Annotated in this window: 21 protein-coding genes and 1 tRNA gene; 9 read left to right on the forward strand and 13 right to left on the reverse strand. The window is 63.6% G+C overall.

All coding sequences use genetic code 11. The annotated features are described in order from the left end of the window. Window positions 1-86: 86 nt before the first annotated feature. The 7 genes from HU720_RS17795 to HU720_RS17825 form a co-directional block, all read right to left on the reverse strand. Window positions 87-1754: an ABC transporter ATP-binding protein/permease gene (locus HU720_RS17795; protein ID WP_186521260.1), complete on the reverse strand. Its 1668-nt coding sequence runs from the start codon at window positions 1752-1754 to the stop codon at window positions 87-89. Further along, a complete protein-coding gene (locus HU720_RS17800; RefSeq protein ID WP_186521262.1) occupies window positions 1751-4537 on the reverse strand; it encodes a M16 family metallopeptidase in 2787 nt (928 codons plus the stop codon). Before HU720_RS17800 ends, HU720_RS17795 begins: the two co-directional genes overlap by 4 nt. A 30-nt stretch (window positions 4538-4567) precedes the next feature. Continuing rightward, window positions 4568-7402: a TonB-dependent receptor gene (locus HU720_RS17805; RefSeq protein ID WP_238337725.1), complete on the reverse strand. Its 2835-nt coding sequence runs from the start codon at window positions 7400-7402 to the stop codon at window positions 4568-4570. A 300-nt stretch (window positions 7403-7702) separates the two neighbouring features. Beyond that, window positions 7703-8662 (reverse strand): FecR family protein, encoded by a 960-nt coding sequence (locus HU720_RS17810; RefSeq protein ID WP_186521264.1) that lies wholly within the window; start codon window positions 8660-8662, stop codon window positions 7703-7705. A gap of 88 nt (window positions 8663-8750) precedes the next feature. Further along, the gene (locus HU720_RS17815; protein ID WP_189672742.1) at window positions 8751-9266 is read right to left on the reverse strand and encodes a sigma-70 family RNA polymerase sigma factor; all 516 of its coding nucleotides are present in this window, start codon (window positions 9264-9266) and stop codon (window positions 8751-8753) included. 180 nt (window positions 9267-9446) lie between these two features. Next, entirely contained in the window at window positions 9447-10553 is a 1107-nt protein-coding gene (locus HU720_RS17820; protein WP_186521266.1) for a GlxA family transcriptional regulator, read from the reverse strand. Between the two features lie 390 nt (window positions 10554-10943). Then, entirely contained in the window at window positions 10944-12320 is a 1377-nt protein-coding gene (locus tag HU720_RS17825; RefSeq protein WP_186521268.1) for an L-serine ammonia-lyase, read from the reverse strand. Between the two features lie 445 nt (window positions 12321-12765). On the opposite strand from HU720_RS17825, the gene HU720_RS17830 reads away from it, so the two are divergent. The 3 genes from HU720_RS17830 to choV all read left to right on the forward strand — a co-directional run bounded on the left by HU720_RS17830 (window position 12766) and on the right by choV (window position 15815). Further along, complete coding sequence (locus HU720_RS17830) at window positions 12766-13713, forward strand: choline ABC transporter substrate-binding protein (protein ID WP_186521269.1); 948 nt, start codon at window positions 12766-12768, stop codon at window positions 13711-13713. 78 nt (window positions 13714-13791) lie between these two features. Next, window positions 13792-14640 (forward strand): choline ABC transporter permease subunit, encoded by an 849-nt coding sequence (gene choW / locus HU720_RS17835; protein ID WP_186521290.1) that lies wholly within the window; start codon window positions 13792-13794, stop codon window positions 14638-14640. After that, the gene (gene choV / locus HU720_RS17840) at window positions 14637-15815 is read left to right on the forward strand and encodes a choline ABC transporter ATP-binding protein (RefSeq protein WP_186521270.1); all 1179 of its coding nucleotides are present in this window, start codon (window positions 14637-14639) and stop codon (window positions 15813-15815) included. The genes choW and choV overlap by 4 nt, the downstream gene beginning before the upstream one ends. A gap of 121 nt (window positions 15816-15936) precedes the next feature. Here choV and hisF read toward each other — a convergent pair whose 3' ends face one another. From hisF to HU720_RS17870, 6 genes are all read right to left on the reverse strand, one after another. After that, complete coding sequence (hisF, locus tag HU720_RS17845) at window positions 15937-16707, reverse strand: imidazole glycerol phosphate synthase subunit HisF (protein ID WP_186521271.1); 771 nt, start codon at window positions 16705-16707, stop codon at window positions 15937-15939. Window positions 16708-16716: 9 nt separating this feature from the next. Continuing rightward, entirely contained in the window at window positions 16717-17454 is a 738-nt protein-coding gene (gene hisA, locus HU720_RS17850) for a 1-(5-phosphoribosyl)-5-[(5-phosphoribosylamino)methylideneamino]imidazole-4-carboxamide isomerase (RefSeq protein WP_060494680.1), read from the reverse strand. A 27-nt stretch (window positions 17455-17481) separates the two neighbouring features. Next, the gene (locus tag HU720_RS17855; protein WP_186521272.1) at window positions 17482-17742 is read right to left on the reverse strand and encodes a DUF2164 domain-containing protein; all 261 of its coding nucleotides are present in this window, start codon (window positions 17740-17742) and stop codon (window positions 17482-17484) included. Beyond that, window positions 17743-18381, reverse strand: a complete 639-nt coding sequence (hisH, locus tag HU720_RS17860; RefSeq protein WP_186521273.1) for an imidazole glycerol phosphate synthase subunit HisH — start codon at window positions 18379-18381, stop codon at window positions 17743-17745. It abuts the gene before it with no gap. Next, on the reverse strand, window positions 18382-18975 hold the full coding sequence (gene hisB, locus HU720_RS17865) for an imidazoleglycerol-phosphate dehydratase HisB (protein WP_186521274.1): 594 nt from the start codon (window positions 18973-18975) through the stop codon (window positions 18382-18384). It lies immediately after the preceding gene. 245 nt (window positions 18976-19220) lie between these two features. Further along, complete coding sequence (locus tag HU720_RS17870) at window positions 19221-20870, reverse strand: OFA family MFS transporter (protein WP_186521275.1); 1650 nt, start codon at window positions 20868-20870, stop codon at window positions 19221-19223. Between the two features lie 336 nt (window positions 20871-21206). On the opposite strand from HU720_RS17870, the gene HU720_RS17875 reads away from it, so the two are divergent. The 6 genes from HU720_RS17875 to HU720_RS17900 all read left to right on the forward strand — a co-directional run bounded on the left by HU720_RS17875 (window position 21207) and on the right by HU720_RS17900 (window position 26643). Further along, window positions 21207-23456 carry an AsmA family protein gene (locus HU720_RS17875; protein WP_186521278.1) on the forward strand — a complete coding sequence of 750 codons (2250 nt, stop codon included), beginning with the start codon at window positions 21207-21209 and terminating at the stop codon, window positions 23454-23456. Further along, the gene (gene mutY / locus HU720_RS17880; RefSeq protein ID WP_186521280.1) at window positions 23453-24520 is read left to right on the forward strand and encodes an A/G-specific adenine glycosylase; all 1068 of its coding nucleotides are present in this window, start codon (window positions 23453-23455) and stop codon (window positions 24518-24520) included. The genes HU720_RS17875 and mutY overlap by 4 nt, the downstream gene beginning before the upstream one ends. Beyond that, complete coding sequence (locus tag HU720_RS17885; protein ID WP_186521282.1) at window positions 24517-24789, forward strand: oxidative damage protection protein; 273 nt, start codon at window positions 24517-24519, stop codon at window positions 24787-24789. The genes mutY and HU720_RS17885 overlap by 4 nt, the downstream gene beginning before the upstream one ends. Before the next feature lie 90 nt (window positions 24790-24879). After that, window positions 24880-24955: transfer RNA gene (locus HU720_RS17890), tRNA-Phe, on the forward strand. Window positions 24956-25129: 174 nt separating this feature from the next. Next, window positions 25130-26131, forward strand: a complete 1002-nt coding sequence (gene ppk2 / locus HU720_RS17895; RefSeq protein ID WP_238337726.1) for a polyphosphate kinase 2 — start codon at window positions 25130-25132, stop codon at window positions 26129-26131. 68 nt (window positions 26132-26199) lie between these two features. Next, window positions 26200-26643 carry a hypothetical protein gene (locus HU720_RS17900; RefSeq protein WP_186521284.1) on the forward strand — a complete coding sequence of 148 codons (444 nt, stop codon included), beginning with the start codon at window positions 26200-26202 and terminating at the stop codon, window positions 26641-26643. Window positions 26644-26758: the final 115 nt, after the last annotated feature.

Genomic DNA, 26758 nt, shown 5'->3' on the forward strand with positions numbered 1-26758 from the left:
CCGGCGATCCAACATGGGGCAGCAACCCTGGGGCTGCTACGCAGCCCTTTCGCGACACAAGGTCGCTCCTACACGGGGCGGTTTGGCTATGCTGGCTGGGGCACCTGGCCAAGCTCCAGCGTGCGCTCGAACAGCGGCGCCAAACCCTCTTGGTGCGTGACCCCCACCACCGTACAACCGGGTAGCGCGCGCCTGAGCATCTGCAGCAATGCCTTGGCGCTGGCCATGTCCAGCTGGCTGGTGGCTTCGTCCAGGTACAGCGTGTCGGGCCGGTACAACAAGGCCCGCGCCAGCCCCAGGCGCTGCTGCTCGCCGCCCGACAGCACCCGCTCCCACTCCTGCTCGTCATCCAGCCGCCGGCTCAACGCCGCCAGCCCGACCTTGCCCAAGGCATCCAGTAAGCTGGGCTCATCGAAACCCTCCAACTGCGGGTAAGCCAGCAAGCCGCGCAGGGTCATGCGCGGCAGATACGGCTTTTGCGGCAGCAACAAGCTGCGCCCGGCAGGCAACTGCCAGTCGCCCCGGCAATACGGCCACAAGCCCTGCAAGGTGCGCAGCAAGGTCGATTTGCCCAGCCCGCTGCGCCCGGCAAGGCGCAACCACTGCCCGGCTTGCGCCTGCAGGTGCACATCACCGAGCATCACACTGCCGTCTGGGCGGCACAGGGTCAGGCCCCGCGCGCACAGGCATTCACCCTGGGGCGCCGGCGCAACGCCTCGGCGGCTGGCGGCGATGGCCTGCTCGAACTGGTCGAGCCGCTCCAGCGCCGCACTCCAGCGCACCAGTTTGTTGTACAGCTTGATGAACCAGCTCAACGAATCATGCACCGCGTTGAACGCGCTGCGGATCTGCATCAGCCCGCCCAGGGTGATGGCCTTGGCCATGAACGCCGGCAAGGCCGCGAACACCGGGATGATCAGGCTAAGGCGCTGATAGGCCACGGTGAACAAACTCAAATCACGTTCGCGCCCCATCAGTTGCCGCCAGTTATGGGCAATGGCAGCAAACCGCTGGGCCAGTTGCTCGCGCTCCACCTGCTCACCCCGGTACAGGGCAATCTGCTCGGCATGGTCGCGCTTGCGCAGAAGGCTTGCGCGAAAATCCGCTTCGCGATGCTCGCGCTCGTAGTTCAGGCGGTGCAGCGGTTTGCCGATCAGGTGGGTCAGCACACTGCCCAGCAACGTATAGATGAGCACGATCCACACCAGATAGCCGTGCACGGTAAAACGCTCGCCAAACAGGCTGAAGGTCTGCACGCCCGAGAGGTTCCACAGAATCACCACGAAGGCGCCCACCTGGGCCAGGTTGATCACCAGCGACGCCACCAGCTCGATCGACAGGTCGACCATCACGTCGACATCCTGGGCGATGCGCTGGTCGGGGTTGTCCGGCTCGCCGTTGAGCCCCAGGCGATAGAACGCCTGGTCACTCAGCCAGGCATCGGTCAGCCGCCCGGTCATGGCCTGGCGCCAGCGCAGCACCAGGCCTTTGCGGATGTAATCGAGGAACACGATGATCAGCACGTACGCCCCCAGGTAGATCGCGTACTGGCCGACCAGCCCGTACAAGGCGCTGGTGTCGAACGCCGTCAGGGTGTCGTAGAACGTCTTGCTCCAACTGTTGATCAGCACGTTGATTTGCACCACCAGCAGGCCAAGGCCGATCACCGCAGCCAGCATCGCCCAGGCCGGCCATTGGCCACGGTCGCGCCAGAATGGCCGGCTCAGCCGGTAGAACCTGCGCAAGGTGTTCAACGCGCCTGCTCCAGCGCGCCAGCCGTGGGCAACAGGCGCAGTTGCACCTGGTTTTCAAGGGGGAACAAATGCCTGGCCTGCTGTTGCAGTTCAGGCACGGTCAACGCCTCGGGCAGTTGCGCCTGGGTTTTCAGATAGCGCGGGTCCTGCCAGCGGCGGTCGCTGAGGGCCAGGCGCTTGAACTGGGTCTGTGCGTCGTCACGGCGTTTGCTTTCCTGGCGCAGCAGCTCGCGGCGCTCGCCAGTGACCCAGGCCTGATCGACGTCGAGGCCGGCCAAGGTGCGCTGGGCCATGGCCCAGAGCTCATCGACCCGGGCCGGGTCGCAGGTGAAGGTCAGGCTGCTCTCGATACGCTGGGTATCGGGGTTCAGCTCGCTGTCAAAGCGCAGGCGATACACGCCCGACGCTTCACCGCGCAGTTGGGCTTTCAGGCGCTGGTTGGCCAGGTCGCGCAGCACCGCTACACGCACCGCCGCCTGCGGGCTCCAGGGCTGCGGGTGGTAGCTGCTGGCTTGCAGCACCGCGCGCGGCTCCAGGGCGATGGCAAGGTCGGCACGGCGCTGGCCTGGCTGCTGCAACACAGGCTGGCTGGCCACAGGCTCGGCGCGCCGAGGGATGGTCGCCAGCAGGCTGCGTACCATGGTTTCAAGCTGCTCAGCGGGCGCATCGGCCATCAGGTAGTAGGTGACCGGCGAGCCAGCCAGTTGCTGCCAGTCGGCGTTCAACTGCTCGACAGTCAATGCCTCGACCGCCTCGGCGGTTGGCGTCTGCCAATGGTCGGCGCCGTATTTCAGCTGGCGCAGGGCGGCCTCCTGACGGCTACGCACGTCGTCCGGGCGGCTGCGCAGGCGCTGTAAAAGCTCAGCACGGGATTCGCCGAACAGCACCGGGTCGATGCTCGCCGTCTGGCTGATGCGATAGCTTTGCAGCAAGGCCTGCAACTGCTCGGGCGGTGCGCCCAGGCTCAGTTGCAAGCGTTGCGGCTGGTGATCGAGGCTCAGGTTGGCGCGCTTGGCCTGGCGCCAGTTGGCCAAGGCCTGTGGGGCCATGCCCACCGCGCCGCTGCGCACGGCCAGTTGCGCGGCCATCTGCACCCGCCACACCGGTGCGCCGTCCAGGCGGTAGCCTGCGGACGACTCAGCCTGCAGCTGCACCTGGCCCTCGGCGCCGGGGCGCTTGAGCCACACCAGGCGGTCGCCGTTGCTCAGCCGCCACTGCTCGACCTGCTGATCGGGGTAGGTAGCACGCTCGACGACAGTGGCCGAAGCGGGCGCAGCGGGTAGCGTCAGCGCGGCGGCTGGCGCCGCAGGTGGGGCCTTGCGCACTGGCTCGGGCAGCCTGCTGGCGGCCAGCGCGGCCTGCTGCGCCTGGACCGCAGCGACGCTTGGCAGGGTGACTGCCGAGGTGCCCGGCGCACTGATTTGCAGTACCCGGTCCGGGCTGTTCAGCCACAACGCCAGGCGCTCGTTCAGATCGCGCAGCGCCACAGTGCGCAGCACCTTCTGGTAACGCCTGCCAACCGCGGCACGCTCGCTCACGGGGCGGTCCTGCACAGCGGCGTTGTTCAGTTGCTCGACCCACTGTTCAAACGTGCGCGGGGTCTGGTTGTTGACCGTTTTGGTAGCCAGGCGGGCGATGGCGGTACGCTCGCGCTTGTGGTCGGCTTTGCTGAAACCGTGCTGGCGCAGCCGCTCGATTTCGGTCAACAGGCCATGCAGCGCCTGTTCGTGGGCCTGGCCATCAACGCCAGCGGCAATGCCGAGCACCGTGGAATGCTCGCCGATCAGCGTTTTCTGCGCCGTCAGGCTGCGTACCCCGGCGCTGTGCGGCTGGCGGCGCAGGGTGTCGACCAGTGCGCTGAGCGTCATGCGGTCGATGAGCTTTTCGCGCAGCGCCGTGTAGGTGGTGCCGCGGCTATCCGGCTCGTGCAGGCGGAACAACAACGCTACTTGGTTGCTGCCCGACTGCGGGTCTTGCAGACGGAAGATTTTCAGTTTGTCGTCCAGCGGCAGTTCGCGCTGCGCGCGGCTTGGCACCGTGCCCGCCTGGGCCTTGCCGAACGCCTGCTCGATCTGCGCCTTGAGTTGCTGCGGGTCGAAGTCCCCCACCGCCGACAGCACCATGTTGTCAGGCAGGTACCAGCGCGACTGAAACGCTTTCAGGCGCTCAAGGCTGGCCGAGCGAATGGCCGCCTCGTTGCCGATGGTGCGGTGGCCGGGGTAGGCCGAGCCGACCCGCTGCGAGGCGGTACGCTGCTCGTTCATGCGCTGTGCGACACCCAGGCCGCCGCGCCATTCTTCGATGACAATGGGCCGCTCGCGCTCAAGGTCGGCGGCCGTGTAGTCGCCGGCGAACACCAGGTCGGCCAGCGCTTGCAAGGCCTGCGGCGCCTGGCGCACACCGGCGGGCGGGCCGATCAGGTACTGGGTGCGCTCGTAGCTGGTCATGGCATTGAAATGGCGCCCCTGCACCCAACCCAGCTCGCCCATGCGCTGGCGCAAGGTGTGCTCGCCCCCGGCGCGGCTGTGGAAGGCCAGGTGCTCGACCATGTGCGCCACGCCGACCTGGTCGTCTGCTTCGTCCACGGAACCGGCCTTGACCGTCAGGCGCAAGTCCAGACGGCCCGGCTGCGAGGTTTCGCGCACCAGGTGGTAGGCCAGGCCGTTGGGCAACTGGCCGTGGACTACCTGGCTGTCCCAGGGCAGCGAGGTGTCGATATCGGGAATCGACGTGCAGGCGCCGAGCAACAATGGGCCGAGCAGGCCCGCAATGAGCTTTTTCATCAGGGTATCCACGGTTTTATAGAGGGCAGGTCAGAAGCGGTAACCGACTTCCAGCCAATACTGGCGGCCGGTTTCGTAGCGCACGTTGGCTCTGCTGCCGGCACTGATGGTTTCGTTGATCTTGTCGGCGACGTTCTTCACATCCACCCCGACGAACACTGCCTGGTCCTTGCCGGTCGGCACTTCCCAGTCCACACGCATGTCCCAGGTGGCTGCGCCACCGACCTGCGCGGCCTCGTACACCGCCAGGGCCTCGCCGTCGATTTCAATTTCATCGCCGGTGTCGATGATCTGCTTGTACGGCCCGCGGTAGCGCAGGAAGTTGCTCCAGGTGATGTTCCACTGCGGGATCTCGGTGATCGAGGTCATGCGCAGGGTCCAGGGGCGGTTGAAGTTGTCAGGCGGCAGTTGCAGGTACGAGATGCGCTTGCCGTCGTAGATCACGTCACTGTCGTTGAACTCGTCGCGGTTGATGATCGAGTCATAACTGCGGTGCGAGTCCTCGCTGCGCATCCAGCCAAAGGCCCATTGCAAGCTGGTGCGGGTACCGGCCAGCTTGAGTTCGTCGCGGGGGGTGATGGTCAGGCTGACGTTGTCGCTCTCGCTGCTGCCCTGGTTGGTGTAGACGTAGTAGTTGGCGGTGTAGCCGTCGATCACCGGCCCCCCCACTACGTTACGGTAGGACTTCACTACCTTGTCGTGGCCAGCGCGGTGCACGTACTTGAGGCTGAAGTCGGTGTTCAGCCACAACTGGTTGAGGCCCACGGTCCATTCATCGTCATAGGGGATGTCCAGCGACGAAAAACGAACGTCGTTGGAGGTGGTCGACAAATAGGTCCAAGGGCCGGTCTGCGAGGCGCGACGATAACGTTTGTTCAACTGATCGCGGCCGTCGTCCAGGCGCATCTTGTAGAGGTTACGGCCGTAATAGCGGTTGGCGCCGAATACCAGCACCGTGCTGCGGTCGCCGAAGAAGTCGTAGTCACCGGCAAAACGCGGCGCCACGGTTTTCTTCTCCATGTAGTCGTCGCCCTCAAAACGCAGGCCCGGGCGCAGGCCGAGGTTGCCGAACTGCATGCTGTCCTGGATGTACAGCGCGTAGCGTTTCTCGTCCACCTCGATGCGGCCGGCGTTGTAGATGTTCTTCGCGTTGGCCCATTGGCGGGTGTTGTTGTTGGTGAGCAGCGCGCCTACCGAGCACAGCGGGTCGGAGCCGCAGTCGGTGCCGGTGTCGCGGGTCAGGGTGGTGACGCTGCTGGCCTCGTTTTCACGTGCCCAACTGGCGCGGGTGTAGCCCAGTTGCATGCCGGTGTTGAAGGTGTGGGTGCCGCCAGCGAACACGAACGTCTGCCAGACCGCATCGGCGGTATAGTCCAGGCGTTTCTGCTCCTGCTCGATGCTGCCGTAGGAACCTTCGGCGCTGCGCGGGGTGGACGAGGTAGTGACCCCCCAGTTCTTCACATCGGAGTAGTACCAGTTGATGTAGTCATCCGACTCGGCATCCCGCGAGCTTGAAAGCTCAGACACTGCCAGGGTGTGATTCCAGGTGGCGCTATCGGCCAGCCACGTGGCTTTGAGCGAGCCCTGGGTGCCGCCACTGCTGGTGGTGAACTCGGAGTTGCGGGTGTTCTCGCGAAAGTACAGGTCTTCACCCGGGGCATACAGGAACGAGGCGTCGAGGGTCAGGCGATCGTTGACGTTCCAGTAGGTCTTGACCATGTAGTTGTCGAGGCTGCGGGTCTGGTCCTTCTGATTTTCACCGTTGGCATTGCTGTAGCCATTGCTGTAGGCGCGCAGCGGGATCACCGAACGCTTCTGCGAAAAGCTGAAAATGGCCCCAAGGTCGTCGGTCAGGTGGCCTTCCAGGGTGCCGCGCAGGGTGGTCTTCTCGAAATCGGGCTGGTAGTTCTCGTTGGAGGCGTTTTCGAAGTTGTCCTGATCGCCTTCGGCGATGTGATATTTGGTCCACTCCGAGCGGGTCATGGAGTAGGAAATATTGCCGTGCATCTGCTGGGTTGGCCGACGGGTGATAGCGTCGACCACACCGCCGTTGAAGCCGCCGTAGCTGGCAGGCACGTTGCTGTCGTAGACCTTCACTTCCTGGAGCAGGTTGGCGTCCAGGGCGATGCCGTGGGAACGGCTGGGCGAGGAGTCGAACTGGCGTACGGCGTTGTAGTCATGGGCGCCGGGGTCAAGGTCATTGTTGATCGAGATGCCGTCGATCATGAAGTTGTTCTGGTAGTACTTGGCGCCGTTGATGCTGATGTCGGCGGGGGCGATCTCACCGGGAGTGTTGGAGCTCTGCTGGCTGGTACTGAACTGCACGCCGGGGTGCATCTGCAACAGGGTGGTGATGTCGCCGTTTGCTCCGGGGAACGCTTTGATCGCCCGGCTGCCGATGACGGTGGCACCCATGTAGCTGTTTTCGCTGGTGTCGCCGAGCACAACAGTGTTGTGCAGTTCGACGGCACCATCGCCGTCGCTGCGCAGCAGGCGGAAGGTGAACGTGCCCGCCTCGTAATCCCAAGTGATGCCGCTGCTTTGCAGCACACGTGACAGCGCGGCCTCGCTGGACAAGTTGCCGCTGATTGCAGTAGACACCAGGCCTTGCAAGAGGTCCGGGTCGACACTGACCTGCAGGCCACTCTGCTGGCCGAAGGTAATCAGTGCGGTGGCCAGGTCCTGGCTGGGAATGTTGAAACTGCGCACTTGGGCCAGAAGTGCTTGGTCTGCATCGGTCCGAGCGTATGCAGTGGGCACCGGCAACGCGCAGCAAAGCGCCAGCATGCTCAACCCGACAGCGTGCTTGACGCGCAGCGGCCATTCCCGCGCCTGGCGCGTCCTACGGCTTGTTGTATCAGTCATCCCACATCCCCGCCCCGGACAGTCGCCGGGCAGCAAAATTGAATACGAATCGCTATCAGTTATTGCGCGCGGGGGAGAAGACGGGGCAGTGCGAGGGTTTTTCAGAAAATTGTGAAAAAAACTTCAATGCGCGGGTTTACCGCAAGACTCGCGGCCTGGCGTAGGAGCGGCCTTGTGTCGCGAAAGGGGTGCGCAGCGCCCCCAGGGATGCGAGCTTCAAGCTGATAGAGCTGGGGCCGCTTTGCGGCCCTTTCGCGACGCAAGGCCGCTCCTACAGGCCGAGCGACTGCCGCAGGTCGTTCAAGGTTTGCTCAAGACCATCAGCCATGGCCCGTAGCTGCGCACTTCGCCACCGTGCGGGCGGATGACCGCGCGCAGCGCAGCCTCGGGCTTGCGCAGGTCGTACACGCCGGTCACCCGCTTGGTGCCCAGCGTGTCATCGCGCAGCAGCACCTCGGCGGGCAGGTAGTTGGCAAGCTCCTGCACCAGCTCGGCAATGGGCTGGTCATCGGCGATCAACTGGCCCTGGCGCCAGGGCGCAGCCTGCGATGGCGCAAAGCCACTGACGTGCGCCTGCCCATCGCGATAACGCAGGCGCTGGCCGGCGGTCAGGGCAGCGGCCAGCACCTGCGCCGAGTCCTCGACGCGCACCGACCCGTGCTGCACATCCACCCCTACCCGGCCTGGGCGCAGCACCACGTTGAAGGCCGTGCCAGTCACGGTCACCCGCACGCCATCGGCGCGTACATGGAAAGGCTTGGTTTTATCCGTCACCACTTCAAAAAACGCCTGCCCGGCCAACAGCCGCACATCGCGCTGGCTGGCGCTGTAATCCACGGCGATGGCGGTATCGCTGTCCATCTGCACCACGCTGCCATCGGCCAGGGTGACTTCGCGGGTCTCGCCTTGGGCGGTGCGGTAATCGGCTTCCAGGCGCAGGCTCAGCGACGGGGCCAGCGCCAGCATCAGGCACGCCGCCGCCGCAGCGCCCAGCCACCAGCGGCGCGGGGTTTTGCGCCGCACCGGCAACTGCACCACCTCGGCCGGGGTTGGCCAGCGCTCGGCCGTGGCCGGGGCCAACTGCCCGCTCAGACGCCACAGGCGCTCGGCTTTGCGGTACGCCTCGGCATGAGCCGGCTCACTGGCCAGCCACTGCTCGAACTGCTCGCGCAGGGCCTGGTCGTGGGGTGCCTGCTGCAAGCGCAGCAGCCAGTCCAGCGCCTGCTCGCGGCAGTTGGCGGTGAGGTCTGCTGACGTCATGGCCGGCAAGTCTCCTGGGGGCTCGGGGGCGCGAAGGGTCGCACAGAGTCGGCCCGTTGAGCAAAAGACGCAGCAGCCACGGCTTTTTTCACAAATCATCCTCCAACCGCTCCATACAGTGGCGCAAGGCGTCACGTACCAGCTGGTGAACGAGGCTTACCGAGATATCCAGGTGTGTCGCAACATGTTGCAGGGTGTAGCCGCCCAGGCGATGCATCTCGAAGGCGGTGCGAGTGCGCAACGGCAGTTCTTCAAGGGCCCGGCTGATGGCGCTGAGCTCGTTCTGCTGGCTCACCGTATGTTCGGGCGAGGCGGTGCTGGCCGGAAGCTCGGCGAGAATTTCCTCGCTGCCAGGCTGCGTTTTTTCGGTGGCGGTGCGGCGTGTGTGGTCGAGGGCCAGGTTGCGCACGATGCGGTACAGATAGCTGGCGGGGTGGCGGATGTCGGCTTGTAGCGCCTGGCCGCTGAAACGCAGCCAGGCTTCCTGAACCACATCCTCGGCGCGGGCGCGGCAGCCAACGATCGGCGCGGCGTAGTCGACCAGTGCCGGGCGGTGGGCCAGGTAGAGCTGCAGTTTATCGTCCGCCACAGTGTGGTATGCCAAGGATGTTTCAAGGCCGGCGATGTTACCTGCTGTCGAGAATCATTATCAATAGTGAAGTGTAAACACATCGCCCCGCGATGGCGTCGGCCCAGGCAATGGGGTTGTCCAAGCTAACGCCATCGCGGGGCAAGCCCGCTCCCACAAGTAGCAAGCCTGCTCCTCGCAACCCAATAGCCTGGCCTACAGCCTCACACTGGCAAAGGTCGACTCGTTGCGCGCCTGGCTGAGCGCGGCCATCGGCCCGCTGTGGGGCGACAGGGTCATGGCCTGCGGGATCGGCATCATCGCCACCTGCTGGGTGGTGTTGGAGCCAACACGCTCATCGCGCGGCGGAATACCAAAGTACTCGCGGTAGCACTTGGAGAAATGCGGCGTGGACACAAAGCCACACACCGAAGCCACCTCGATGATCGACATCGGCGTCTGCTTGAGCAACTGGCGGGCGCGGATCAGCCGCAGCTTCAGGTAGTAGCGCGATGGCGAACAATGCAGGTACTTCTGGAACAGTCGCTCAAGCTGGCGACGCGACACCGCCACGTACACCGCCAGTTCGTCGAGGTCGATCGGCTCTTCGAGGTTGGCCTCCATCAGCGCGACGATTTCCTGCAACTTCGGCTGGTTGGTGCCAAGCATGTGCTTGAGCGGCACGCGCTGGTGGTCCTGCTCGTTGCGGATACGCTCGTAGACGAACATCTCGGAGATCGCCGCCGACAGCTCACGGCCGTGATCACGGCTGATCAGGTGCAGCATCATGTCCAGCGGCGCCGTACCGCCGGAGCTGGTGAAGCGGTTGCGGTCCAGGGTGAACAGCCGGGTGCTCATGTTGACCCGTGGGTAGGCCTCCTGCATGGCGGCCAGGCATTCCCAGTGCACGCTGCAATCGAAGCCATCGAGCAGGCCGGCACAGGCCAGCGCCCAGCTGCCGGTGCACACCGCACCCAGGCGGCGCGACTGGCGGGCCTGGGCCTGCAGCCAGGTGACGTGTTCACGGGTGACGGTACGCTGGATGCCAACACCACCGCAGACGATCACGGTGTCGATGGGCGGGGCGCTGTGCATGGCGGCGTCGGGGGTGATTTGCAGGCCGTCACTGGCCCACACCTGGCCGCCGTCGACGGTAAGGGTATGCCAGCGGTACAGCTCGCGGCCGGAAAGCTGGTTGGCCATGCGCAGCGGTTCTACCGCCGAGGCCAGGGAAATAAGGGTGAAATTGTCCAGCAGGAGAAACCCGATGGATTGTGGAGCTGTGCGGTTCTGGGTTGGGGTCCCGGAGGTGTACGACGTCATCGTGGTTTCTCCTCACACTAATGCTGGGCGTGCCTCAGGCGGGCACCGTTTTATTGTTAGCGCCCCGGTTCTGATGCCGGGGCTTTGTCAATCACAACGCAAACGCCGTGCCTGAAATTGAACGGCTATCCGAAAAAACCCAAAAACGACCTCATGTGAGTGCCGTGTGGGGGCTTCTTCATGCGTTGTGAGTTTTCGCAAAGCGCCGGTCTAGCGCGTTTGCGTGTCAATGCTGAGCAGTTCGGTAGCACAAGTGGGAAGGTTGCCCAGAAGCGACAGACATTAGTGTCACCGACAATGCCGTGGTTGGTAACGACAACCGACAGCCGGTTGCGCCAGCCGCTGCGCCATAACACGGCACAACGGCCAGCGGCGGGCCAAAACGGCGCATCAGCACTCGATGACGCTGACCGCCAGGCCGCCGCGCGAGGTTTCCTTGTACTTGTCGTGCATGTCGGCGCCGGTGTCACGCATGGTGCGGATCACCTGGTCGAGGGAAATGAAGTGTTCGCCATCACCACGCAGGGCCATCTGCACAGCGTTGATTGCCTTCACGGCAGCAATCGCGTTGCGCTCGATGCATGGCACCTGGACCAACCCGCCGACCGGGTCGCAGGTAAGCCCAAGGTTATGCTCCAGGGCAATTTCGGCGGCGTTTTCAAGCTGTTCCGGGGTAGCGCCGAGCACTTCGGCAAGGCCCGCAGCGGCCATGGCGCACGCCGAACCCACCTCGCCCTGGCAACCGACTTCGGCACCGGAAATGGACGCATTCTTCTTGCACAGGATGCCCACGGCGGCTGCGGCCAGCAAAAAGTCGACGACGTTGCTGTCGTCCACCACATCGGAAAAACGCATGTAGTAGTGCAGCACCGCCGGGATGATGCCCGCCGCGCCATTGGTGGGTGCGGTGACCATGCGCCCGCCGGCGGCGTTTTCTTCGTTGACCGCCAAGGCGAACAAGTTGACCCATTCCATGGCACTCAAGGTCGAGCCGATCACATTGGGCTTGCCCAGCTCTTGCAGGCTGCGGTGCAGCTTGGCGGCACGGCGGCGCACATTGAGCCCGCCGGGCAGAATGCCTTCGTACTTGAGGCCGTTGCTCACGCACTCCTGCATGGCGTGCCAGAGCTTCACGAGGCCTGCGCGAATTTCGGCTTCGCTGCGCCAGACCTTCTCGTTGGCCATCATCAATTGCGACACGCTGAGGTCGTTTTGCTTGCACAACTGCAGCAGCTCGGCGGCGCTGTTGAAATCGTACGGCAGCACGGTCTGGTCGGCGTCCAGCACACCGCTGGCGGCCTGGGCTGCGTCCACCACAAAGCCACCGCCCACCGAGTAATAGGTGTCGCTGTGCAGCTCACCGCCCTCGCCTTCGGCCACCAGGGTCATGGCGTTGGGATGGTAGGGCAGGTTCTCTTCGAGCAGCAGCATGTCGCGGCGCCAGTCGAAGGCGATGGGCAGGCGGTTGTCGAGTTGCAGCACACCGGTTTCGCGCAGGTCGGCAATGCGTGGGGTGATCTGCGTGGGGTCGATGGCGTCTGGCCATTCGCCCATCAGCCCCATGATCGTGGCGTTGTCGGTGCCGTGGCCAACACCGGTCGCCGACAGCGAGCCATACAGCCTGACTTCGATGCGCCGCACCTGCTCCAGCTGGCCGCGTTCGCGCAGCCCTTGGACGAACAGCGCGGCGGCGCGCATGGGGCCGACGGTGTGTGAGCTGGAAGGCCCGACACCGATCTTGAACAGGTCGAACACGCTGATGGCCATTGTTGCAGCACCTCTTGATGGGCTTGTCTGGGCACGCCATGCGACACCTTGCGCAACTGCTAGGCTGAATCGTCGAGCGGCCTTAGGAATGCTCGCATCATCGGGCTTTTGCCCTACCCCTCGCCGTCTGCAACCGACGTACTTTTGTCCGGCAGCGCCGCTGCTGATCCGCTGTCGTTTGCGCCGCTTTCCCATGGCCGGGCGACGCAAAAACGGGGGCGTGGGGGTGGAATCACCCAGTTGCGACATCGCCCGTACTGGATGCGACCCGTCCTGTACTGGATACGACTCCACCAGTAGGCGATTGCCGAACGCTGGAGGATTATCAAAACCGACTCGTATTGCACGGCCTCGCAACCTGCCCTCTGCAGGCCTGGCTAATCGACACCCTGACCGGCGTCGATAGCCCCCGCGAACCCGAAGATAAAATCACAGGAGTCCACCTATGAAATGTTCACCCTCGCTGTTGCTGGTCGCGATGTTGTCCACCCCTCTGCTGGCCCAGGCTGCAGAGCCTGAGCAGTGCCAGACGGTACGCTTCTCCGATGTCGGCTGGACTGACATCACGGTCACCACCGCCACCACCAGCGTTGTGCTCGAAGCGCTGGGCTACAAGACCCACACCACGATGATCTCGGTGCCGGTGACCTACAAGTCGCTGGCCAACGGCAAGGACCTCGACGTGTTCCTCGGCAACTGGATGCCGACCATGGAGAACGACATCAAGCAGTACCGCGACGCAGGTACGGTCGACACCGTGCGCGCCAACCTGGAGAACGCCAAGTACACCCTGGCGGTGCCCCAGGCGCTGTACGACAAAGGTCTGAAGGAATTCTCCGACATCCCGAAATTCAAGCAGGAGCTGGGCGGCAAGATTTACGGCATCGAACCCGGCAACGACGGCAACCGCACCATCCAGAGCATGATCGACAAGAACGCCTTCGGCCTCAAAGACGCCGGTTTCAAGATCGTGCAGTCCAGCGAAGCGGGCATGCTTTCGCAGGTCGACCGCTCGCAGAAGCGCGGTGAAGCGGTGGTGTTCCTGGGCTGGGAACCGCACCCGATGAACACCCGTTTCAAGATGCAGTACCTCACCGGCGGGGACGAGTTCTTCGGCCCCGACTTCGGCAAGGCCACCGTGCTGACCAACACCCGCAAGGGCTATGTGCAGGAATGCAGCAACGTCGGCCAACTGCTGAAGAACCTGGTGTTCGAACTCAAGGATGAAAGCACCATGATGGGCTATGTCCTGGACGACAAGATGAAGCCCGACGCGGCCGCGAAGAAGTGGCTCAAGGACAACCCCGGCAAGCTCGATACCTGGCTCGCTGGCGTGACGACCGTGGATGGCAAGCCTGGCCTGGAGGCGGCCAAGGCAAAGCTTGCGCAATAACACTACGCAGTAGCGCTATCTCGGGGCGGGACCGTGCCGCCCCGGACTGATTTCAATCTTTGCAGGTGGAAGCTCGCTATCATGCTGATCGAACAAAAAATACCGCTGGGGCAGTACATGGCCTCATTCGTCGAATGGTTGACCCAGAATGGCGCCAATTACTTCGACGCTATCGCTCAGGGCCTGGAGTTCATGATCCATGGCGTCACCAGCGCCCTGACCTGGTTCAACCCACTCGTGCTCATCGCGCTGTTTGCCGCCCTGGCGCACCTGATCCAGCGTAAATGGTCGCTGACCGCCTTCGTTGCGTTTTCGTTCCTGCTGATCCTCAACCTGGGTTACTGGCAGGAAACCATGGAAACCCTGGCGCAGGTTTCCTTCGCCACCGTGGTCTGCGTGGCCTTTGGCGTGCCGCTGGGCATCCTCGCCGCGCACAAACCGATGTTCTACACAGGCCTGCGCCCGGTCCTCGACCTGATGCAGACCGTTCCTACATTCGTCTACCTCATCCCTACGCTGACCCTGTTCGGTCTCGGCGTGGTGCCGGGGCTGATCTCGACGGTGGTGTTCGCCATCGCCGCGCCGATCCGCCTTACCTACCTGGGCATCTGCGACGTGCCGCAAGAACTGATGGACGCCGGCAAGGCGTTTGGTTGCTCGCGCCGCCAACTGCTGACCCGCATCGAACTGCCCCACGCCATGCCGAGCATCGCTGCCGGCGTGACGCAATGCATCATGCTGTCGCTGTCGATGGTGGTGATCGCCGCCCTGGTGGGCGCCGATGGCCTGGGCAAACCTGTGGTCAACGCACTGAACACCGCTGATATCTCGCTTGGCTTCGAAGCTGGCCTGGCCATCGTTCTGCTGGCAATCATGCTCGACCGTATCTGCAAGCAACCGGAGCTGCCGGCAAGGGGTGAGGCATGAGCATCATTCGTTTCGAAGACGTCGACGTCATTTTCTCCAACAAACCGCGCGAGGCGCTGCAACTGCTGGACGAGGGCAAGACCCGCGAGCAGATACTCAAGCAGACCGGCCTGGTGGTGGGGGTCGAAAAGGCCAACCTGGACATCAACAAGGGCGAGATCTGCGTGCTCATGGGGTTGTCCGGCTCGGGCAAGTCGAGCCTGCTGCGCTGCATCAACGGCTTGAACACGGTCAGCCGCGGCAAGCTGTTCGTCGAGCATGAAAACAAGCACATCGACATCGCCCACTGCACCCCGGCGGAGCTGAAGATGATGCGCACCAAGCGCATCGCCATGGTATTCCAGAAGTTCGCCCTGATGCCTTGGCTGACGGTGCGCGAGAACATCAGCTTTGGCCTGGAAATGCAGGGCCGCCCCGAGAAGGAGCGGCGCAAGCTGGTGGACGAGAAGCTTGAGCTGGTGGGCCTGACCCAATGGCGCAATAAAAAGCCCGACGAACTGTCGGGCGGCATGCAGCAGCGCGTGGGCCTGGCCCGTGCCTTGGCGATGGACGCCGATATTCTGCTGATGGACGAGCCGTTCTCGGCGCTCGACCCGTTGATCCGCCAGGGTTTGCAGGACGAGCTGCTGGAGCTGCAACACAAGCTGAACAAGACCATCGTGTTCGTCAGCCACGACCTGGACGAGGCGCTCAAGCTGGGCACGCGCATCGCCATCATGAAGGACGGGCGGATCATTCAGTACAGCAAGCCCGAAGAGATCGTGCTTAACCCGGCCGATGAATATGTGCGCACGTTCGTGGCCCACACCAACCCACTCAATGTGCTGTGCGGGCGCAGCCTGATGCGCACGCTGGACCAGTGCAAGCGGGTCAACGGTTCGGTGTGCCTGGACCCAGGCGGCGACTCGTGGCTCGACCTTGGCGAGGGCAACTCGATCACTCGCGCCCGCCAGGGGCAGAACGGCCTGGACATGCAGAACTGGGCGCCTGGCCAGTCGGTGGAAGGGCTTGGCCGCAGGCCGACGCTGGTCCACGCCGACATCGGCATGCGCGAAGCACTGCAGATCCGTTACCACACCGGCAACAAGCTGGTGCTGCAGGAAAACGACAAGGTGGTGGGGATTCTGGGGGATACCGAGCTGTACCACGCACTGCTCGGCAAGAATCACGGCTAGACAATTGGGGCCGCTATGCGGCCCATCGCGACACGAGGCCGCTCCTACACAGGAAACGCGTATCCAGGTGTAGGAGCGGCCTTGTGTCGCGAATGGAGGGCAAAGCCCTCCCAGCAAGCTATCAGCGCACGACAATCCCGCGCGATGCCATATAAGCCTTGGCCTCTGGCACCGTGTACTCGCCGAAGTGGAAGATGCTCGCCGCCAACACCGCGCTGGCATGCCCTTGCAGAATGCCATCGGCCAAATGCTGCAGGTTGCCAACGCCGCCCGAAGCAATCACCGGAATGCCCAGCGCATCGCTGATGGCACGGGTTACGCCCAGGTCGAAGCCATTTTTCATGCCGTCCTGGTCCATGCTGGTCAGAAGGATCTCACCGGCACCCAGGCCCTCCATCTTCTTTGCCCACTCCACCGCATCCAGCCCGGTAGGCTTGCGCCCGCCATGGGTGAAAATTTCCCAGCGCGGCGTTTCACCGGGGCCGGAAACCTTCTTGGCGTCGATGGCAACCACAATGCACTGCGAGCCAAAACGGTCAGCCGCCTCGCCGACGAACTCCGGGTTGAACACCGCGGCAGTGTTGATCGACACCTTGTCGGCGCCGGCATTGAGCAGGTTGCGGATGTCCTGCACGGTGCGCACGCCACCGCCGACGGTCAGCGGGATGAACACCTGGCTGGCCATGCGCTCGACAGTATGCAGCGTAGTGTCCCGGCCATCGACGCTGGCGGTGATGTCGAGGAAGGTGATCTCGTCGGCGCCCTGCTCGTTGTAGCGACGGGCGATTTCCACCGGGTCACCGGCATCGCGGATGTTCTCGAACTTGACGCCCTTGACCACCCGGCCGTTATCCACGTCCAGGCAAGGGATGATGCGCTTGGCCAGTGCCATGGTCGTTCCTCAGCCTTGGTAGTTGTCGCAGAAGGCCTGGGCCTCGGCGACGTCGAGGGTGCCTTCGTAGATGGCACGGCCAGTGATGGCGCCGACGATGCCTGGCGCCTTGGCGTCCAGCAGGGCCTTGATGTCACCCAGGTTGTGGATGCCGCCCGAGGCGATCACCGGGATGCGCGTGGCTTCGGCCAGGGCCTTGGTGAAGGGCACGTTGCAGCCCTGCATCATGCCGTCCTTGGCGATGTCGGTGTAGACGATCGCCGAAACGCCATCAGCCTCGAAACGCTTGGCCAGGTCGATAACCTGAACGCTGCTGACTTCAGCCCAGCCGTCGGTGGCAACGAAACCGTCCTTGGCATCCAGGCCGACGATGACCTTGCCTGGGAACGCCTTGCAGGCCTCGGCAACGAACTCAGGCTGCTTGACCGCCTTGGTGCCGATGATCACGTAGCTGACGCCGGCCTTGACGTAGTGCTCGATGGTTTCCAGCGAGCGGATGCCGCCGCCGATCTGGATCGGCAGGGTCGGGTAGCGCTTGGCGATGGCGGTGACCACTTCGCCGTTGACCGGCTGGCCTTCGAAGGCGCCGTTCAGGTCGACCAGGTGCAGGCGGCGGCAGCCACCTTCGACCCACTTGGCGGCCATGCTCACCGGGTCATCGGAAAATACCGTGGAGTCTTCCATGCGGCCCTGGCGCAGACGCACGCAGGCGCCGTCCTTCAGATCGATAGCGGGAATAATCAGCATGTTGGCAACCTGTCCAATTCGTTGAGTTCAGGGCTTTTCGAGTGACCACAAGTCGCTTTCGATACTCTCGAAGCGTTCCTTGAGGTGCAGTTGAACATCGGCAATCGCCCTGTTGTAGTAATGGGGTGCAATTTCCTTGCTGAACAGGTCGAGCACCTCGGCCACCTCGAACGACCCCAGCTGCAGCTCGAAACGGTCTTCGAGAAAGCGCTTGAGCACATCGAGCGCTTCGCGCTCCTGCTCGGGGGCCAGGGTGATGACGGGGGCCTTGGTTTTCGACCGGCTCATTTACCAGCGCCCGTCCCAGGCGACGAAGTTCTGCAGCAGCTGCAGGCCATGGGTATGGCTTTTCTCCGGGTGGAACTGCACGGCAAAGCGCGAACCGTCGGCCAGCGCTGCGGCAAAGTCGTTGCCGTAGTGGCCACGACCGACCACCTGGCCAGGCTTGCCGGCATTGATGTAGTAGCTGTGCACGAAATAGAAACGCGCGCGGTCGGGGATGTCGTGCCACAGCGGGTGGTCGATGCTCTGGCTGACTTCGTTCCAGCCCATGTGCGGCACCTTCAGGTGCTCGCCGTCTTCTTGCAGGCCTTTGCCGAAGAAGCGCACCTGGCCTGGGAACAGGCCAATGCAGTCAACGCCGTTGTTTTCTTCGCTGTGCTCGAGCAGCGCCTGCATGCCGACGCAGATGCCGAGGAAGGGGCGGTCCTGGCTGACCTCACGCACCAGGCTGTCGAAGCCCAGGCGGCGGATCTCGGCCATGCAGTCGCGGATCGCGCCAACGCCTGGGAACACCACGCGGTCGGCCTCGCGAATGACAGCGGCATCGCTGGTCACCAGCACCTTGCCGGCGCCAACGTGCTCAAGCGCCTTGGCCACCGAGTGCAGGTTGCCCATGCCATAGTCGATTACCGCTACGGTCTGCATTTACAGGCACCCTTTGGTCGACGGCATTTGCCCGGCCATGCGCGCATCCTGCTCGACAGCCATGCGCAGGGCGCGGCCGAAGGCTTTGAACACGGTTTCGATCTGGTGGTGGGTGTTGTGGCCACGCAAGTTGTCGATGTGCAGGGTCACCAGGGCGTGGTTGACGAAGCCCTGGAAGAATTCCTGGAACAGGTCGACGTCGAAGCCGCCGACGCTGGCACGGGTATACGGCACATGCATCTGCAGACCTGGGCGCCCAGAGAAGTCGATTACCACGCGCGACAGGGCTTCATCCAGCGGCACGTAGGCGTGGCCGTAGCGGAAGATGCCTTTTTTGTCGCCGATGGCCTGGGCGAATGCCTGGCCCAGGGTGATGCCGACGTCTTCGACCGTATGGTGATCGTCGATATGCAGGTCGCCCTTGCACTCGATATCCAGGTCGATCAGGCCGTGGCGGGCGATCTGGTCCAGCATGTGTTCAAGGAAAGGCACGCCGATATCGAATCGGGCCTTGCCGCTGCCATCGAGGTTGATCGAGCACTTGACCTGGGTTTCCAGGGTATTGCGCTCGACGGAAGCCTTACGTTCGACCATCACCAGCTCCGCTAAATCATTGGGCGAAAAGGGCTGCATTATAGGCCCAGAACGCGCCCGCTTGAAACGCGGATGACATATGGCAACGTGAGTAATTACGGGGGCTGGAGGGGTCTACAGGTCTATACAAGTGGGGGCGGCATCGAGGGAGCGGGCCTGGCGGCCGTATCGATGCGGCTTAACGCGGCCAGCGTGGGAGCGGCCTTGTGCCGCGATGGGGGCGCAAAGCGCCCCCAAGGCTTGCATCAATGGAACAACACCGCCGTCTTCTGCAGGGTAATCCAAACGCCCCAGGCCAGCGGAATCACCACCACAGCCCAGGCCAACACCACCAACGGCAGGCTGCCAGGCGCCGCTTTCCACTCCAGCGAACGCGCACCGTCAGCGCCCTTGTCGTGGCTCAGGGCGCGCTCGGCAGCAAGCTCGGCGTCGGTCATGAAGTGCTTGTCGGCCACCGGACGCACCAGCATGTTGCAGATAAAGCCCAGCGCCAGCAGGCCTGCCAGGATATACAGCGTCATGTCGTAAGCCGCAGCCCGCTCCACACCCGCTTTGAGCTGCGCTTCACGCAGGTAGGTGATCAACAGCGGGCCAAACACACCCGCAGCGGCCCAGGCAGTCAGCAAGCGGCCGTGAATGGCGCCGACCATCTGCGTGCCGAACAGGTCGGCCAGGTACGCCGGCACAGTGGCAAAGCCACCGCCGTACATCGACAGGATGATGCAGAACGCCGCCACGAACAGCGCCACGTTGCCGATATGGCCCATGTTCGGCACCAGACTATAAAGGCCCACGCCCAGCGCAAAGAAGGCAAAGTAGGTGTTCTTGCGGCCGATGTAGTCCGAGAACGAGGCCCAGAAGAAGCGCCCGCCAATGTTGAACAGGCTCAGCAGGCCGGTGAAGCCTGCGGCAATGGCGGCAATCTGCGCCAGTTGCGCGGTGTTCAACTGGCTGAAGGTCAGCTCGTTGCCCAACAGCTTGCCGGCGAACACTTCCTGCAACAGCGGCGAAGCCATGCCCAGAATGCCGATACCGGCCGATACGTTCAGGCACAGCACCAGCCACACCAGGGCGAACTGCGGGGTCTTCCAGGCAACACTGACGTGCACGTGGCGGTCAGTGACCATGGCGCTGCTCTTCTTCGCCGGCGGGGTCCAGCCTTCAGGCTTCCAGCCGGTCGGCGGCACGCGGTAGGTCAAGGCACCGGCAGTCATGAACACGAAGTAGATCGCCGCCATGGCGATGAAGCTCTGCCACACACCCACTTCAGTGGCGCTGCCGAAATGGCCCATCAATGCAGTGGCCAGAGGAGCGCCCACCATGGCACCTCCACCGAAGCCCATGATTGCCATGCCGGTCGCCATGCCGCGCTTGTCCGGGAACCACTTGATCAGGGTCGAAACCGGCGAGATATAGCCCAGGCCCAGGCCGATACCACCGATCACACCCGAACCCAGCCACATCAGCCACAGCTGATGGGTCTTGACGCCAATCGCCGAGATCAGCAGGCCGCCGCACCAGCACAGCGCCGATACCAGGCCGGCCTTGCGTGGGCCTGCATGTTCCAGCCAGCCACCGAGCACCGCAGCCGAACAGCCCAGGAAGACGAAGAACAGGGCGTAGGTCCAGGTAAGCATGGAAATCGGCCAGTCACACTCGGCGCTGAACAGGCGGGCGATGTAGCTCATATCTACGGCGCATTCCACAGGCGCGGTGACGCCCAGGGCTTGCGACAGCGGCAGCCAGAACACCGAAAAACCGTAGGCCATGCCGATGCACAGGTGAATGGCCAGGGCTGCCGGTGGCACCAGCCAACGGTTGAAGCCCGGGCGGGCGATGATGCGCTCCTTCGTCAGGAAGCCGGGCTTGGCTCCTGGCGTGATACTGCTGTTCATGGGTTGTTCCTTATTGGTGGCGGGCTTTTGCTTGCAGACTGGCTGCCCGGCTCTGAATGGCTGCACGCAAGGCAGCCCGGCCGCTGTGGCGATCATCCGCGACAATGGGTCGCGGCCCGCAAGCGGGCGCAAGAGTACCAGCACCCTGTGCAATGAAAGCAATCTGATATCGTTATTTTTTCTCAAGCTGAATCGGTAATTCGCGGAATACGGGCGCCAAAGCCGACAGAAGGAACCCCTGCCTCACATACTGTCGAACTCTCGGACACGCAGAGCCAGCCATCACGGCGCTATACTCGCCGCAGAATTCATTTATCGGACTACAAGGACTCGCCCATGAAAGCGTTCGGCAAAATCCTGGGGCTGGGGCTTCTCGGGTTGTTGCTGATCATCGTGGCGCTGGGCTTCGCCCTGACGCACCTCTTCGATCCCAACGACTACAAAGACGAAATCCGCCAGCTGGCACGCGACAAGGGCCACGTTGAACTGACCCTCAACGGCGACATCGGCTGGAGCCTGTTCCCATGGCTGGGCCTTGAGCTGCACGACGCCAGCATCGCCACGCTGAACAACCCAAAAGTGCCATTTGCCGACCTGCAGATGCTCGGCCTGTCGGTGCGTGTGCTGCCGCTGCTGCGCCGCGAAGTGCAGATGAGCGATGTGCGCGTCGAGGGCCTTAACCTCACCCTTACCCGTGATGCTTCCGGCCACGGCAACTGGGAAGACATCGGCAAGCCGCTACCCGGCCCGAACGTAGCCAACGCGCCCCCGGCAGGTACGCCGGGTGAGCCTGTAGACAAGGCCCCGAGCAAGCCTGAAGGCAGCGAGCGCTCGGTCAAGCTGGACATCGACAGCCTCACCGTGAACAACGCGCGGGTGCTGTACACCGACGAAAAAACCGCGCAAAGCTACACCGCCGAGAGCATTCAGCTGAGCACCGGCGCCGTGCATGAAGGGGTGAACATCCCGCTCAAGGCCAGCGCGTTCATCAGCGCCAGCCAGCCGAACATGAAGGCACGCACCGAGCTGACCGGCGAGCTGCGTTTCGACCGCAAGCTCAAGCGCTACAACCTCGAAGACATGCGCCTGTCGGGCGAAACCTCGGGCGAACCGCTGGCCGGCAAGACCGTCACCTACGCAGCCCAAGGCCAGGTGCTGGTAGACCTGGCAGCCAATGTCGCCTCGTGGAGCAGCCTGAAGGTCTCGGCCAACCAGCTGCGCGCCCTGGGTGAGCTGAACCTGCGTGACCTGGACAAGCAACCGCAGCTCAGCGGCGCACTGTCTATCGCCCAGTTCGACCTGCGCACCTTCCTCGAAGGCGTTGGCCAGCCGCTGCCGGCCACCGCCGATGCCAACGTGTTCAAAAAGCTCGAGCTGGTCACCCGCCTTGAAGGCACGCCCAATAGCCTGGCGCTGGAAGACCTGGCAGTGAAACTGGACGACAGCAGCTTCAGCGGCCGCGTGGCCGTGGCCGACTTCGCCAAGCAAGCCTTGCGAGTCAGCCTCAAAGCCGACACGTTCGACGCCGATCGCTACCTGCCGGCCAAAAGCGACCAGGCCAAGGGCGCCACCGCGGCGCGCCAGGCCGAAGTGCAGCAACAAGAGGCTGCCGTCGCCGGTGCCGGCACCACGCAACTGCCGGATGCCCCCACCAAGCAAGCCTGGAGCACCGACAAGCTGCTGCCAGTCGAACGCCTGCGCACCCTCGACCTGCAGGCCGAGCTGGCGTTCGGCGCCCTGGTGCTGGACAAGCTGCCAATCAGCGACGCGCAGCTCAGCGCCACCGGCCAGAACGGCCTTCTGGCCCTGAAAACCTTGCGCGGGGGCCTGTACAACGGCACCTTCGAAGCCAAGGGCACGGTCGATGTACGCCCAGCAGTCCCGCAAATTGGGGTGAATACCAAGATCAACCGCGTGCCGGTGGAGCACATCATCAAGCGCGACGGCCCGGACAAAACGCCACCGGTCAAAGGCCTGCTGACCTTGAGCAGCGACCTCACCGCCACCGGCAACAGCCAGAAGGCGCTGGTCGACACCCTCAACGGCACCGCCAGCTTTACCATCAACGACGGCGTGCTGGTCAATGCCAACCTTGAACAGCAACTGTGCCAGGCCATCGCCACCCTCAACCGCAAGCAACTCAGCGGTGAGCAGCGCGGCAAGGACACGCCGTTCCAGGAGCTGCGCGGCAGCCTGGTGATCCGCAATGGCGTTGCCAGCAACCCTGACCTCAAGGCCCGTATCCCGGGCCTTACCGTCAACGGTAATGGCGACCTCGACCTGCGCGTGCTGGGCATGGACTACAACGTCGGCATCGTCGTCGAAGGCGACCAACGCGCCATGCCCGACCCGGCCTGCCAGGTCAACGAGCGCTATGTCGGCGTGGAAGTGCCGCTGCGCTGCCGTGGCCCGCTGGAGCTTGGCGCCAAGGCCTGCCGCCTGGACAAGGACGGCCTGGGCAAAGTGGCCGCCACCCTTGCCGGCAACCGCCTCAAAGACAAGATCGACGAAAAGCTTGAAGAGAAGCTCGGAGACAAAGTGAGCCCGGAACTTAAAGATGCGCTCAAGGGGCTGTTCAAACGATGAGCCCCGAGCAGTTCTCCAGCGCAGTGCTGGAGTGGTACGACCAGCACGGCCGCCACGACCTGCCCTGGCAACAGGGCATCACCCCGTATCGGGTGTGGGTGTCGGAAATCATGCTGCAACAGACCCAGGTGAGCACCGTGCTCAACTACTTCGACCGCTTCATGCAGGCCCTGCCCACCGTGCAGGCCCTGGCGGCGGCGCCAGAAGACGAAGTGCTGCACCTGTGGACCGGGCTTGGCTACTACACCCGCGCGCGCAACCTGCAAAAGGCTGCGCAGATCGTGGTGGCCCAGCATGGCGGTGAGTTTCCGCGCAGTGTCGAGCAGTTGACCGAACTGCCCGGCATCGGCCGCTCGACTGCCGGCGCCATTGCCAGCATCAGCATGGGCCTGCGCGCGCCGATTCTGGACGGCAACGTCAAGCGCGTACTGGCCCGCTTCACCGCCCAGGCCGGCTACCCCGGCGAGCCGAAGGTGGCCAACCAGTTGTGGGCCTTCGCCGAACGGGTGACGCCGATGACGCGGGTCAACCACTTCACCCAGGCAATGATGGATATGGGCGCGACGCTGTGCACGCGCAGCAAGCCCAGTTGCCTGATCTGCCCGTTGCAGCGCGGCTGCGAGGCGCACCTGCACGGCGAGGAGACCCGCTACCCCGAGCCCAAGCCGCGCAAGGCCCTGCCCCAACGCAAGACGCTGATGCCGCTGCTGAGCAACCATGAAGGCGCCATTCTGCTGTACCGCCGGCCCTCCAGCGGGCTGTGGGGCGGTTTGTGGAGCCTGCCGGAGCTAGACAGCCTGGAGCAGCTCGACGACCTTGCCTACCAGCACGGGCTGCGCCTGGCCGAACGCCGCTCGCTGCCGGGGCTGACCCACACCTTCAGCCATTTCCAGCTGGCCATCGAGCCGTGGCTGGTGCGCGCCGAGCCGCTCGGGGCGCACGTGGCCGAGGCCGACTGGCTCTGGTATAACCTCGCCACCCCACCGCGCCTGGGCCTCGCCGCCCCGGTCAAGAAGCTGCTGCAGCGCGCGGCCGACGAATTGAATGCAGGAGAACCCTCATGACCCGCACCGTGAAGTGCCGCAAGTACAACGAAGAACTGCCAGGCCTGGAGCGCCCGCCGTACCCAGGCGCCAAGGGCCAGGACATCTTCGAGCACATCTCGCAGAAAGCCTGGCAGGAATGGCAAAAACACCAGACGCTGCTGATCAACGAGAAGCGCCTGAACATGATGCAGAGCGAAGATCGCAAATTCATCCAGGCCGAGATGGACAAGTTCTTTGCCGGTGAGGATTACGCCCAGGCCGAAGGCTACGTTCCACCAGCAGAATGACCGCAGAAAACGTAAGCGACGGAATTAATTTAAAAAATTTTCAAAAAGTCGTTGACGCAAGGTCTGAAAACCTTTTTAATTCGCCCCGTCGCCCAGATAGCTCAGTCGGTAGAGCAGAGGATTGAAAATCCTCGTGTCGGCGGTTCGACTCCGTCTCTGGGCACCACCATTAAGCATCGGGTGGTTCCAAAGTCACCCGAAGCGACACAAGAAACCCGCCCAGTGCGGGTTTTTTGTTGTCTGCGATTTTTCGTCGGGGCTGGTTGATCGATATCAAAGCGCCACCCATTGCCGCTGCTTAGCATGGAACTGGACACTTGAATCGACCCAAAGGACCTCCATGAGCGACGAACCCACCTTACTGCTCGCCTCCCCCCCCGAGGCCACCTCTTCCAGCGCAGCCCCAGCCGCCCGCACGCGCCGCCCGCGCACCCGCAAGCCCGCAGCCAAGCCGAACACCATCACCCAGGTCAGCCAGCAGCCTGCCGCGCTGGAAGTGGCCACTGCGCGCAAGGGCAGCAGCGAAGACAGCACCTCGGCGCATCTGCCGGCCAGCTACCCCTACCGCACGCGCATGCGCCGCCAGGAATACGAAAAAGCCAAGCACGCGCTGCAGATCGAGCTGCTGAAGGTGCAGAACTGGGTCAAGGAAACCGGCCAGCGCATCGTCGTGCTGTTCGAGGGCCGCGATGCGGCGGGCAAGGGTGGCACCATCAAGCGTTTCATGGAGCACCTCAACCCGCGTGGCGCGCGCATCGTCGCACTGGAAAAGCCCTCAGAGCAGGAAAAGGGCCAGTGGTACTTCCAGCGTTACGTGCAGCACCTGCCTACCGCAGGGGAAATGGTGTTCTTCGACCGCTCCTGGTACAACCGCGCCGGCGTCGAGCGGGTGATGGACTTCTGCTCGCCGCACCAGTACCTGGAATTCATGCGCCAGGCCCCGGAGCTTGAACGCATGCTCAGCAACAGCGGCATCCTGCTGTTCAAGTTCTGGTTCTCGGTCAACCGCGAAGAACAGCTGCGCCGGTTCATCTCGCGCCGCGACGACCCGCTCAAGCACTGGAAGCTGTCGCCCATCGACATCAAGTCGCTCGATAAGTGGGACGACTACACCGCCGCCAAACAGGCGATGTTCTTCCACACCGACACCGCCGATGCGCCCTGGACGGTGATCAAGTCCGACGACAAGAAGCGCGCGCGGATCAACTGCATCCGCCATTTCCTGCACACCCTGGACTACCCGGACAAAGACCACAGCGTCGCCCACGCACCCGATGCACTGCTGGTTGGCCGGGCCTCGCGCGGGTTCGAAGAAGACGAGCTGGTGCAGGCTGTCAGCTAAGGCCTTGGGTTTCGCCGGTAACTGCGCTTCAATACGCGCCTTTACCGACCCCCGAAGGACCCGCGCCCATGGCCACCAACAGCAAGCAACAGAAACGCGCCAAGCGCGCCGCCACCAAGGCCAAGCAAAACCGCATGGTGCGCAGTGGCCAGGCGGTCAAGGCCAGCACTGGCGAAAGCGCAAGCGTGGAGCAGGTGTTCAACAAGGCCATGGAATCGGGCAGCTACGACAGCTTGTTCGAGAAAATGAAGCAGGCCCAGGAAGATGGCCTGGTGCCGATGATTTCGGTGTTCCTGGTTGACCCGCTGCTGGCCTTGGTGCTCAAGGGCCACAAGGAAGAGCACGCCACCGACTACATCGTGCTGGTGTTCACTGCCTACCGCGCCTGGCTGGACGGCACCGACAAAGACACCACCATGGCCTGGCTGGAGAGCGATGAGTTCCAGGACGCCTACATCACCGCCTCCGAAGTGGTCGCCCGCCAGCAGCAACAGCAGAAACAGTTTGGCTGATAGCCCGGCGTAGCCAGGCCCGCCCCTATCGCAGGCTGTCGCCAGCTCCCACAGAGCTCGCCCATCCCCATATCGATGCCGTCTACGCGGTCAGTGTAGGAGCGGCCTTGTGCCG

It is taken from the genome of Pseudomonas sp. SWRI51 (assembly GCF_014268825.1).
GTDB classification, from domain to species: domain Bacteria; phylum Pseudomonadota; class Gammaproteobacteria; order Pseudomonadales; family Pseudomonadaceae; genus Aquipseudomonas; species Aquipseudomonas farsensis.

Bases quoted from the DNA above. Each gene is read 5' to 3' on its own strand.
- HU720_RS17800 (WP_186521262.1), bottom strand. From the start codon at position 4,537: ATGAAAAAGCTCATTGCGGGCCTGCTCGGCCCATTGTTGCTCGGCGCC.
- HU720_RS17805 (WP_238337725.1), bottom strand. From the start codon at position 7,402: ATGACTGATACAACAAGCCGTAGGACGCGCCAGGCGCGGGAATGGCCG.
- HU720_RS17810 (WP_186521264.1), bottom strand. From the start codon at position 8,662: ATGACGTCAGCAGACCTCACCGCCAACTGCCGCGAGCAGGCGCTGGAC.
- HU720_RS17820 (WP_186521266.1), bottom strand. From the start codon at position 10,553: ATGACGTCGTACACCTCCGGGACCCCAACCCAGAACCGCACAGCTCCA.
- HU720_RS17825 (WP_186521268.1), bottom strand. From the start codon at position 12,320: ATGGCCATCAGCGTGTTCGACCTGTTCAAGATCGGTGTCGGGCCTTCC.
- HU720_RS17830 (WP_186521269.1), top strand. From the start codon at position 12,766: ATGAAATGTTCACCCTCGCTGTTGCTGGTCGCGATGTTGTCCACCCCT.
- choV (WP_186521270.1), top strand. From the start codon at position 14,637: ATGAGCATCATTCGTTTCGAAGACGTCGACGTCATTTTCTCCAACAAA.
- hisF (WP_186521271.1), bottom strand. From the start codon at position 16,707: ATGGCACTGGCCAAGCGCATCATCCCTTGCCTGGACGTGGATAACGGC.
- hisA (WP_060494680.1), bottom strand. From the start codon at position 17,454: ATGCTGATTATTCCCGCTATCGATCTGAAGGACGGCGCCTGCGTGCGT.
- HU720_RS17855 (WP_186521272.1), bottom strand. From the start codon at position 17,742: ATGAGCCGGTCGAAAACCAAGGCCCCCGTCATCACCCTGGCCCCCGAG.
- hisH (WP_186521273.1), bottom strand. From the start codon at position 18,381: ATGCAGACCGTAGCGGTAATCGACTATGGCATGGGCAACCTGCACTCG.
- hisB (WP_186521274.1), bottom strand. From the start codon at position 18,975: ATGGTCGAACGTAAGGCTTCCGTCGAGCGCAATACCCTGGAAACCCAG.
- HU720_RS17870 (WP_186521275.1), bottom strand. From the start codon at position 20,870: ATGAACAGCAGTATCACGCCAGGAGCCAAGCCCGGCTTCCTGACGAAG.
- HU720_RS17875 (WP_186521278.1), top strand. From the start codon at position 21,207: ATGAAAGCGTTCGGCAAAATCCTGGGGCTGGGGCTTCTCGGGTTGTTG.
- mutY (WP_186521280.1), top strand. From the start codon at position 23,453: ATGAGCCCCGAGCAGTTCTCCAGCGCAGTGCTGGAGTGGTACGACCAG.
- HU720_RS17885 (WP_186521282.1), top strand. From the start codon at position 24,517: ATGACCCGCACCGTGAAGTGCCGCAAGTACAACGAAGAACTGCCAGGC.
- ppk2 (WP_238337726.1), top strand. From the start codon at position 25,130: ATGAGCGACGAACCCACCTTACTGCTCGCCTCCCCCCCCGAGGCCACC.
- HU720_RS17900 (WP_186521284.1), top strand. From the start codon at position 26,200: ATGGCCACCAACAGCAAGCAACAGAAACGCGCCAAGCGCGCCGCCACC.